Here is an 11191-nt window from a genome sequence, read left to right as displayed (position 1 = left end):
ATTTACTGATGTCCACGCCCACTGTTTCCATTATTTTCATAATTTTATGGTGTTTAAAAATGGTTGCGTTGACTAACACCTTTAGTAGGTAGAGACTGAAATTCTATTTGGTCCTTGCAACCGGGTTAATAAAGAACGGGGACTAATACAGGCGATAGGCCATAAACCTAGAACGACACAAAGTTCACCCCGTTCTTTTTCAATTATGGTTATTAACAAAGTTATACTTATCAACAAAGAAAAAAGAAGCAAAAAAAGAAATCTCATCATCATAACTATTATTCTTTTTTGTATTCCTTTTATTTACTAAATATAACTTTATAAATCTAAAGGAATGACATACTCGAGCAGGCTTGCACCCTCTAGATTAATTATCTATTTTGCAGTAGATAAAAGATACCCATGTTGGTCACATTCAGCGGCTATAGTTACATACGGCTGAATGATACTCGCTTACCATTCCGTAACGAAACCAAAACCGTTATTCAATAGTTAAAAATTACGATCAACAATAGAACCATAAGATTAAAATTGTAACTTTGATAATATGGATTTAAGTTTAGAAAATAAAAAAATAGAATTAATTCAATGGCTATCAACATTGAACGACAAGTCTCTGATTGATAAACTAATGAAATTAAGAGAAAAAGAAAAAAACGACTGGTGGAATGAAATTTCCGCAAGCGAAAAACTTTCTATTGAAAAAGGGATTCAGGATGCTGACAATGGAAAACTGACTTCCCACTCAAACGTGAAAGAAATTTATGAAAAGTGGCTATAAAGTACTGTGGACTGACCACGCAATATCTGAGCTTAAAGAAACCATTGAATATCTAGAAAATAATTGGACTAAAAAAGAGTTAAGAATTTTCTCTGCAAAATTAGACCACACAATTGAACTCATCTCAAAGTCACCCGAAATATTTCCTGCATCTATCGAGAAAAAGGACATTCGGAAAGCTGTAGTCGAAAAACATAACAATCTCTACTATCGAATTAATAAAAATTCAATTGAGATTGTTTCTTTGTTTTCTAATAAAAGGAAACCGACTAAGAAGAAAATATAAAAAAACATTGCATTATGGAGTAAATGGGGCTGCTCCTAATAGAAACGGACTGTGCCTCTTACACCAAAGTACGGCTCTCGCCCGTCTATTTAAATCAGGTAATTATACGGCGGCTCAATAATGAAGCTTAACGTGTAATAACTCCGATTTTGTCTGAAAGTTTTAGGGGTTAATAATTGTTGTTTCGACTCTATAAATATAATTCTTACCTGTCAGATTTTATCGTGGTTACTTCAGTCTCAAAAGTTCAATTAAAATCTACATCCCAAGCCAATTCCCCTTGTATTTGGAATAATCCGTAAGCTCGTCCTTAAACCCGTTATAGGCTTCTTCCTCTTGGGAGCTGGTAGGGCCCATAAGCGTTTCCAGGGCGTTCCAGCCTGCTCGGAGTGTGTTGGCTTGCGCTCTACGATCCCGCTCCGTGGCAACGGCCACCAGGGCCTCCTTAAATCCGTTTGCCATATGGTGCTCCACTAGTTCGGACGGCAAATTGGGTAATACACCTTCCAATACGTAACTATACGCCGCCTGTTTATAAAGTCCGCGTTCCATTAAGTGCCCCATCCAAAAGCTTTTCAAATTGTCCTGCCCTTTGGCTATCAAATTGTTCAGGATGATGGACTGCCTGGCCATGGCACTAGAAAGCTCAGGGGACGATTGCAAATAGTCCTGCATTTTCGTTGAAAGCGATACGGTTACCGAATGTTTGGAGTATATGGAGCCTACCCAGAGTTTTCCTCCCTGCTGTTCAAAATAAAAGCCTCGGGCATTGAAAAAGGCGATGTAGTCCTTGGGCGATTTCTCAAAGGGCGCCTGCATCCGTTCGGCGTAGCGATGGTAGGCCTGTAGGGCCAAGGTATCGAACCGCTCTCTAAAGGTTGGAGCAATAGCATTGTAGAGCTTCGGGAATACCATGGGCAAAAATAGGGCGGTGGGACCCGGTTTTATCTCTTTGGCAGGTTTGTCGTGCAGCAGCCCTTCCAACAACTTTTCATTTTCATCTGCAAAACCAGGAGGGGTAGTTGGGTTTGCACTCGTCTGTAGTAGGTTGTTGCCCAGTTCCACCGGTACTTGGTGGAGCTTGGAATTCGCATAGGTCAGTGTGCCTTCATTGTATCGTACGCCCAGACTTTGGACAAGCGCCCCAAGGACCTCCCTTTGGTCCGGGGCATAGATGAACAGCTGGTCCCTGGCCCGTTGGATTAGATCGGCCTTCTTTTGCAACTGCTCTTTTTCCTTATTAATGGCGGAAGTATATAGCTGCTCACTAAAAGGGTAGTAGTGGGAGGCGATTACCTTCCATAAGGTTCGGTTATCGGTATGCAGGTATTTCTTAAGGAAGAGAAAGCGCTCCGATTTCATCATTTCCCTAACCAAAACATCTAAAGGAGTTTTAAGGATATGCTCGGAGAACAAGGGCTTGTACCTCAATTCCCTATAGGTCTTTTGGTAAGCTTCCCTTATGCAACGTTGGAACGCCAGTTCCAATTGCCTGCTATCCATATACATTTGGGTGTGTTCGGTTTGAAACAAGTCGGGGTTCTCTTGGATACCAAGGTCCCTCCCAATCTCATCACTGCGCAGCACATAGCCCGATTTATCATGGATGGTGAAATCCTCCACCTGTCCCTGATCGTTATAGCTTAACCCACAATCGAGCTTTTGATGGGAGCTTAAGATTTCGGGGAGGTGTTCAGGGCGAAGGGTCCTAAAAAGCTTATAGGTAGTACGTACTTGCTTTTCCAAACGTTTTTTCACCATGGGCAATAGAGCCGATTGTTGATTGCGCTCAAAGAGCTGTTGGAGTTTGGGACCGGAGAATTGGGGGTGTACGGTATAGCCGCCAATAAAACGGGATCGGTATCCTTCCTTGGTCGCAATGCCATAAGCTACCCCTACCCTACCGGAACGCTCCACTACCTTCAGTTGGATATGGTACTTTTCCAGTAGTATGGCAAGCTCATCAAAACTCCGCACCTTATATTTCTGCAGGGTATTGTTTAGGATGTCCTGCATATAGTAGCGCACCCCGTTACCATCCTGGGGGCTGAACTGGGGCGTTTCCAGTTTGGGGAGCTCTCGGACCGTCTTTTTATTTGGCGAGGGGGAAAGACCAAACTCTTTCTCCAAGTATTTCTGGGCGGCCATGCTCCTTCTATAGTCAAAGGATAGGTTGATCTGGGTACAGTCCTCCCTGATCGTACTGGAGACAATGTGCACATGCTCGTGCTCGGTATCGTGGTGCCGTACCACGATGTAGGGCTGCTCCCCATAGCCCATGTATTCCATATAGGCTTTGGACAGGGCCAAAAAGGTGTCATCGTCCAGGTGTTCATCAGGGGGAAGGTTTAGGGTGGCATGTACATAGCGTTTTTCGGAGGCATGGCGGAAGCCCAAAAAGACCAGTACCTGTTCAAAGATCTTAAGGTTGGTATCCGTATCGGAATAGGTATTGTGGAAGCCAAGGATATTAGATTCCGGTTTCCCCAGTACGTACTTCAGCACGCCTTGTACTTTGTTCCGATATAGGAGTCGTGCGATCATTGCGGGCTTGTATTATCAATAATTTTATTCAATGTATGGACCAGTTCATTGGCCCTTTTCATTTCGTTTACAAGGCTTGCATTGGGGCTCCGACGGTTCTTGTAATGGGCCACCTTTACCAATTGATTGAGGTTGCTACCTATTTTGTTCAGTTGATACCCGACCTTAGGCGTACTAGCAGGGAGACATTCAATAGGCGCTACCTCTTTGTTTAGAATGAGGGTTCTTAAGAAAGGGCCCACCGTACCTCTTTTATGAAAATCGACCTGATAGGAACGCAGAAGCGCCTTCACCTTCTCCAGTTCTTGGGTATTGAACCGGAGCATAATGGTATGCTTTCGCTTGCTCTCCCCTAACCGTTTCCTGCCGATGTTGCCAATTGCCATGGTTTTTCTTGTTTTTCACTGCCGAGGGCAGCTTTTCACTTCGTTAGAAGTAGGAGTTTTGCGTTACGCAAAACATAACTTGCTATCCGTTAAAAACGGATAATCCTATATAAATATAATACATCACAAACAAACCTAAAAGGCTTATTTACAGTATTTTACAAGTAAAACCAATTAAAGGTAATTAAAGACCAATATAGACCAGCCCTGGTTCTTAATGGTCTTTAATTCATTTGAAAAAATGGTGGGAAAAGATGAAAATAGGTCGAATTCATAGCGAGGGAGAAAAAGGGCAAGGGGTTTTTCACCCCTTGTGCTTTGGTGCGGGCCCGAGGCGGTCGAGCAAGGCTGAGGGAGAAATCCTCCCCTAGCGGATGGGAATAAAAGTGGGTAGGGAAAAGAATAGGATCGGAAGGTTGGCCCGATGGCCGCAAATTCCCCAGTTTCTAAAACGATATCCCTTTTTAATACTTAAATTTAGTTTTTAACCCAATACTCTTTAGCGGTAAATTCTCCAAGCCAGGTATCTTTTCAACCATTAAATCCATAAATTCTTGTTTAGTTTTCACTTCTGGTAAGTTTTTTAAAGCACTGAAATTAGAATCTGAGAACCCCAACCACTCCTTCTTGCCAACATATACTTCATTAACATTTATAAAAGCATTTTCCGATACCACGTTTCCTGTTGGGATTTCTGCTTTTTCAAAATAGGTTTTTAGCGTTGGATATTGGTCTACATAGGGGGATTGGTCATAATTGACCGCTTCCATTCGCTTCTCAAAAAGTCCACCTTCATCCAAGACCCATTTTGCCCAAGTTTGCAATCTATTTCCCGTACGGACACCCACTTTACCTTCAATGAAAAAATTATTTTTATAAATATTATCGGACCCACCACCAATTAAAACATTCAATTTTCCGGCTTTGTAGAAGACATTATCGGTAACTATTAATCCACAAGCTGCATCATCATGATACACTGCACTAGTGTTATATACATCTGGAATATTCGCAATATAATTATACCTCACCACTGTCCCTCTTTCAGATGGATCCCTACCATAGTAAATAGCTCCCATGTCCTCTACCTCTAGACATACCTCGTGAATATAGTTGTATTCTATGGTATGATTATTTCCATGCATTAAGATGGCCACACTTGGCAGGTCGTACATTTCACTATGTATTACTTTGTTGCCAACCCCTGTTAAGTGCACGGCAGGTCTATAAGATTTTTCAACCCTATTTATATCATAAAACAAACAATTCTCCACAATGTTATTCCCCTCTTCCAAGGTTATCCGGTTGCCGCCTCCCAAGGATACACCTCCAGCCCCTAACTGTGAGAAGGTAGAGTTTATAATTCTGTTATTAGAACCACCTTCTCTATTAAAAGTGGTGTTACTATATAAATGCTGTAGCAAACTTCCTACTACGCCAGTTTTTGCCCTTCCTGTACCTTCATGTCTATACTCAGTAAATGCTTCTATCCCCTTTCCTACTGCAATTCCTAAACTGCCTAGGTTTTTAAAAGAGCATGCATCTATAGTAACCCCGTGAGTGTTTGCCATAGCAATACCCATTCCACGTGAATTCTGAAATGAAATACCTTTTATGGTAATATTCTCCGCTCCCTCAATTTGAAAGAAAGGGTCTTCAAGAATAGAAAACTCCACGCTCGAAATTTTATCTACATCAGAAATAAAGTATAGGATTCCCTCTTCTTCATCGATATAATATTCCCCTGGGGCGTCTAATTCCGTCAAGATATTTACACCATACCATTTTTGCCAAGGTTTTCCATTTCCATAGCCATATAAGGTAGCCGATGCCGTACTAATGGTTTTCTCAAGGGTATCTATACTTGAAATCCTCACCATATCATCCGCATAACCATGCATAAAGTAACCGGACATCCAGGCGTTTTTCTCCTTGGCCCAATTACTAATTCGCAAAGAATCGTACTTAATTACCCCTCCTCTATCGGAGAAATCATCCTCACGGGGAACAGCTCCTTTCTCCAATACCTTACCCATTGGGACCATGCCTGTGTTGGGCCAACGTGCCAAATGCATGGCTTTTTTATTTATGAATAACTCACCCCATGCAGGACCATAAGGACGAGAAAAGCCTACGTTTCGCAATTTCCCATAATTCCTAACCCCTAATGCCCTAAGGTTGATCTCATAAACGGAAAGGGACCGATTCTTGGGGTTGGATACGTTATCACTAACACTTAGGTGTCTAATGGGTATAGATATCCCTCCTGAGAGAACCACCTCCTCATCCTGATAGGCTTTGATGGTAATATGGGAATGATGTTCCTTTAATTGCATCGTATTTTGAACATGGTAAACCCCTTCCCTTAGGCGGATGTCCACCTTTTTATTGGGGTCTCCTCCTTTCACTTCTACCGCTTTTAACAGGGCCTTTTCTAAACTTTTATAGGGCGATTTAAAGGTTCCCTTTCCCGTATCCCTACCCGTTGGGGAGACATAGATTTCTTGGCACAGGGCAATGTTACCCCATAACAGAAAGACAATACAACTTAGTAACTTAATCATCTAAACATAATTTTTAAACATTGTAAAACATCCTATCTTAAAGTCCCGACACTTCCCCATCCAACTTCCATTCTTCCTTTACATCCAAGCCTAGATGCTTTAAAGCAGTTACCGCAACATCCACGATATTTACCTGCTTTAATAATTCCCCTTGCACTACATCCTTGCCAGATGCAATATAGAATATGGTCGTATGTTCTGGAATATCTTTCCCATGTCCGTAACCAGTTCCCCCATGATCGGTGGACACCAAAACAAGCCAATTTTCTTTCCCATATTCCTTGCGCCGTTTTAAAGCCTTTACAATTTTCCCAACCTTTTCATCTGCTTTCTCTATAGCGCCAATATACTTATCATTATTTAAGGCATACCCATATTTATGCCCAGCATGGTCTACATCATCCAAGTGCACAAACATGGCATCCACATCTGTGTTTTTCAAGGTTTTCACCACCTCATCAGTTACCTTTTTATCGGTTTTACGATGGATGGTCCCCGTAGCATCGTTTTCCTGTAAAATTGTATGGACCGGCTTCCAATTCGCAATGGAATAGGTTTTTAAATTAGGGGTCTGCTCTTTTGCCCTTCTAAAAAAATGAGGATATTCCTTTACATTGGGATTCTTGTACTCATTGGAATACACCTTGTGCTTTTCCTTCCAAACTCCGGTCAGCATTGAAGTCCAGCATACACCGCTCCAACTTAATGGATCGGTTTGGGCATTAAAGGAGTAGGCACCATTTTGCCAAAGATTATCCAAATGAGGTGTTTTAGCAACTAATAAAGCATCTGGACGGGTTCCATCAATTCCTATAATCAACACTTTATTCTGTGCTGTAACACCCAAATGGCTCAACATGAAAAGCAAACCAAACCCCCAAACCAGCAGTTCATTCCTGCAATCTATTTTGTACATTCTTTTGATACTTAGTTATTATTAATCTTTATAAAGGAATTTGTTCTTAGCTTTTAATAATTATCATTTTTTCTACAATCATCAACTATGAAAGTGTAATGTCCTATTAATTTAAAAAGTTAGGAGAAATTATCATTTTCGGACTGTTCCTACCAGATTCCATATTACTTTGAATTATTTCCCCGTTTTTAACCGAGATGGAAATAACAGTCTTGTTGGGTACATGTAACTTAAAATCCACATCCCAATCTTTCGGCCACGCAGGAAGCAAGTAAACCTCATTATCATCGTATTGTAACAACATACGCTGAAGTGCTATCATAGCTACAGCTCCGTGATCTTGGTCGGGTGTCCAGTCATAATTAGGTCCCCACATTGCAGGAAATCTATAGGCAGCATTATTAGTATTAAAATTGGTTGACATCAATTTGGCAGCTTCCTTGGTGAGTCCAAGATAGGCGGCTTTTATGGCATTTTGTTGCCAACCTCCAGTTTGTTTGAAGGCCCTTCTTTGGAAGGTATTTCTTGCCATTTCCAAATCGGGTTTCCCCACGCCATACCTGCGATAAGGAAATATCGCATACAGTTCAGGGTTTTCAGCATTTTGCTTTCCACTATAGGAATGTGCTGGGGCCAATAGTGTTCTGCCTTCCTCTTCACGTTTTGGGATTTCGGGTATTTCGCCTATCAAACGTGTCCACTGTTCCTTTTGCACCTTATTAATCTCATCACCAGGCAGTTTCAACAATTCACGACATACTTTATTGATTCCAACGATTTCAGGCAAAGGGTTAACGGCAATGCTATAGGTCTCAAGAGCCATGGCAGGGTCGAAACGAATTTTCCCGTTCTGATCACGCCCCCAATGTTGATCATAAAAATCAATGATTTCAGAAACCACCGGTAACAAGGTTTCTTTAAGAAACCTTCTATCCTTAGTAAAGGAGTAATAATCCAACATCATCAACGAAATTTCAAGACCGCCTTGCCAATAATGTCTAATGTATACGTTTTCGGTCATCCCAAGCGGAAGTTCACTCCGATCCCTTCCATAATTGTCATCCACGTAAGTTCCCCAGAAATACATTGTTTCCGGAAAGAATGCCCCTTCATGTTCATAATACGTCTCAGTAGCTAATTTCCTGATGGGCAAGGCATCCCGATACATTTTAAAAAGTGGCTTCATCATCTCAAAATCCCCAGATTCTAGCATTGCCCAGTAAGGCAATCTTGTGTTTTGCCACCAATACGGGCCTCCCCATCTACGATAATCGGCATCGAATCCTTCAAACTCTCCCTTTAAATCCTTGGTATCTACTGTAAACAGCGAGCCATTAAACTTTATGGGTGAAGTTCCCCGACCCGAGCATGCCAACATATATCGCTGGAGTGCATATCCGCGATTAATATTATAAATCTCCTCTTCTTGGCTCTCTTGGCTACTACTAATTTCAATATAACTACGGTTCCAAAATGATTGCCACCATCCCCGGTGATCCTTAAATCGCTTCATCCGTGATTCCTTTGCGATAGAATCCGAGATGGTCATCAGCTGAGCAGCCCAAGTTTCCAATGTAGCGTTTTCAGTTGTATGCGCATATACGGAGACAGCGAATGACTTTACCTTTCCCATTGAGGACAAGGTTGTAGATCCAGTTTTCTTCAATTCTTTTGATTCCATCAATGCACCAAAAGACCTATGTAATAAAGGGTCGCTATTACCTTCAATATATTCGCCCAGACCCTGAAGTTTTAAATTATCCTCCCAGATGGATCTATTATTATGATGTGCCCAAAGTATCTTATCGCCATGCCCCGATAGTACGGTATCTTTTTCAACAATAACATCAGCGGCAGCTGCTCCATGCAAACCATATGCGGAATGCAGCTCGATAGGATTATCTAACTTGCGACTTTCGGTCCTCCAGGACTCCATACTCGCCTTGGCGGTTATAGGACGTTTGCTCTTCACACTTACTTCTACTACAGGGTGGTTTGCATCTACCCATACATCTATGGAAACTTTATCCCTTTTGTCTCCGGCCTCAATACGGATATTCCCATCTTTCAGAATCAATTCTTGACGAAATGAACTCCCTTCTTTAAACGGATTGGGCGTAAGGGATAACCTCACTTTCCCTATTTTCAATAATCGGGCATTTTCACTCCAGGCATCCGTTTTCGCCAAGTAAAAGATGACATCCCCATTCTTTTCCGCCCAGACATTTATTCCAATGTCACCGTTCCCTGCAGGCATGGAGCCCAAAGAACTTTTGCTTGGGCTATTCCAGAGAACATTATATTTATCCGTAGACACCAAAGGCCCCGTACTTTTTGGCACTTGTCCAAAAAACATGTTCGGCACAAATAACAGCATGCTAAAAAACAACCTAAACTGTATGCTACTCATTGTAATTTACTGATTTTAAATGAAATGAATATTTATGTAAAGCACTAAATAATATCGCTTTAATTAAAAATTAGTTGTTCTACAAAATCGTGAGCTACGGGATTGGATTTTAAACGGTTATTAACATCCAACTGACAGATTATAATGGAGCCTTCGCCTATTTTCAATTCTCCGGCTGCCATGGCTGCTCCATGATCCTCTACCCAGTTGGTATTACCGGTAGACAATATTGGGGACCAATTATCAGATAACACAATCTTATCCAAAAATGGTGTAATATAATCTACTTCCTCGTCATACCACATTTTAAAATCGAATGGTTTAGCGTTTTCAGTAAACCTATGACCGGTTTGGGGCGATGTAAAATAATAGCTTCCCATGGAAGTATTTTGAACCTTTACCGAAGTACCGCCAATGTTATGATCACCAACAGGCACATTGTACAAAATCACCTTTTTACCGGATGTAGCCAACTTTTCTAATACTTCCTTATGGGTTTCATAATCCGTATAGCTAGGTACCCAAATTACATCGGCATCCTTCCAATTTGGAACTACTGTATTCCCAAAGTGATTCTTCAGGTAGGTAGTGGTCTGGGATGTTTCCCCCAGAAAGCCAATCGTACTGGTTCCAACAATTGCTGGGCGCGGAAAAACATCAATATCCATAATGGTTTGATCCACGCTATTCCCTACACCATCAAAGACGGCGGCTCTTAAGACAAAAGCGGTCCTTTCTTCAACTTGCGGGGCTTTAAATTTCACAAACCCCTGAAACTTAGAACTGTTATGGGGGACTTCCGCTTCATTTATTCCCGAATAAATTATTTTACCTCCTTGCTCCAATTGGTATTTGATATAATGATCTTTGGGACTGCTATTTGGGTCATGGGCAATCCACGATTCCACGGCAATAGCCTCTCCTTCATAGAAGTGTTTCCTATCACTACGGATACTTACAACTTAAGTTAGCATTTTAGTAAAAACACTAAATTGAGGCATATAAATAAGAAAGAACAAAAGAGAGGAATAAGGTTATTACGTACGCAGAGACCTAGATCTCGTCACCATTGAAAATCCCCTCTCTTTTCTACACAGATTTCGAACAGTTCTATGAGGCTTTAGACCTCGATTTTAAGTCGTTGAAACTCGCGTAGATTGTCCTTTCAAAAAACATTTTCTTATGAAGAAAGATATAAAATATTTTGGAATTGACATTAGTCATTTAGTTTTCGATGTCACGGATTCTGATGGCAATTACTATCAATTTAAAAACAATCCTTCAGGCTTTAAAAAATTTATAAG

8 protein-coding genes and 1 pseudogene are annotated in these 11191 nt (G+C 41.3%); 3 read left to right on the top strand and 6 right to left on the bottom strand.

Features of this window, described 5'->3' with window-relative positions; genetic code table 11:
- The first annotated feature begins 547 nt into the window (after nucleotides 1-547).
- Together H344_RS0116160 and H344_RS0116155 are read left to right on the top strand one after the other, a co-directional pair.
- On the top strand, nucleotides 548-781 hold the full coding sequence (locus tag H344_RS0116160) for a hypothetical protein (protein WP_026811241.1): 234 nt from the start codon (nucleotides 548-550) through the stop codon (nucleotides 779-781).
- Nucleotides 765-1067: a type II toxin-antitoxin system RelE/ParE family toxin gene (locus H344_RS0116155; RefSeq protein WP_026811240.1), complete on the top strand. Its 303-nt coding sequence runs from the start codon at nucleotides 765-767 to the stop codon at nucleotides 1065-1067. The genes H344_RS0116160 and H344_RS0116155 overlap by 17 nt, the downstream gene beginning before the upstream one ends.
- Before the next feature lie 258 nt (nucleotides 1068-1325).
- On the opposite strand, the gene H344_RS0116150 is transcribed toward H344_RS0116155, so the two are convergent.
- The 6 genes from H344_RS0116150 to H344_RS0116125 form a co-directional block, all read right to left on the bottom strand.
- Nucleotides 1326-3611: a relaxase/mobilization nuclease domain-containing protein gene (locus tag H344_RS0116150; RefSeq protein WP_026811239.1), complete on the bottom strand. Its 2286-nt coding sequence runs from the start codon at nucleotides 3609-3611 to the stop codon at nucleotides 1326-1328.
- Nucleotides 3608-3997, bottom strand: coding sequence for a plasmid mobilization relaxosome protein MobC (mobC, locus tag H344_RS0116145; protein WP_157378349.1), 390 nt, complete (start codon nucleotides 3995-3997; stop codon nucleotides 3608-3610). Before mobC ends, H344_RS0116150 begins: the two co-directional genes overlap by 4 nt.
- Nucleotides 3998-4461: 464 nt before the next feature.
- On the bottom strand, nucleotides 4462-6561 hold the full coding sequence (locus tag H344_RS21245; RefSeq protein ID WP_051254373.1) for a right-handed parallel beta-helix repeat-containing protein: 2100 nt from the start codon (nucleotides 6559-6561) through the stop codon (nucleotides 4462-4464).
- A 37-nt stretch (nucleotides 6562-6598) separates the two neighbouring features.
- Nucleotides 6599-7477 (bottom strand): alkaline phosphatase family protein, encoded by an 879-nt coding sequence (locus H344_RS20595; protein ID WP_051254372.1) that lies wholly within the window; start codon nucleotides 7475-7477, stop codon nucleotides 6599-6601.
- A 106-nt stretch (nucleotides 7478-7583) separates the two neighbouring features.
- Complete coding sequence (locus H344_RS0116130; protein ID WP_157378347.1) at nucleotides 7584-9887, bottom strand: DUF5703 domain-containing protein; 2304 nt, start codon at nucleotides 9885-9887, stop codon at nucleotides 7584-7586.
- A gap of 59 nt (nucleotides 9888-9946) precedes the next feature.
- Nucleotides 9947-10795 (bottom strand): hypothetical protein, encoded by an 849-nt coding sequence (locus H344_RS0116125; RefSeq protein WP_026811235.1) that lies wholly within the window; start codon nucleotides 10793-10795, stop codon nucleotides 9947-9949.
- A gap of 274 nt (nucleotides 10796-11069) precedes the next feature.
- Here H344_RS0116125 and H344_RS22470 point away from each other — a divergent pair.
- Nucleotides 11070-11191 (top strand): annotated as a pseudogene (locus tag H344_RS22470) (IS110 family transposase); the annotation flags it as partial.

Origin of the sequence: Arenibacter latericius DSM 15913, assembly GCF_000424985.1 — a bacterium.
Classification (GTDB): Bacteria; Bacteroidota; Bacteroidia; order Flavobacteriales; family Flavobacteriaceae; genus Arenibacter; species Arenibacter latericius.
This window is presented reverse-complemented; position numbering and strand designations above follow the sequence as displayed.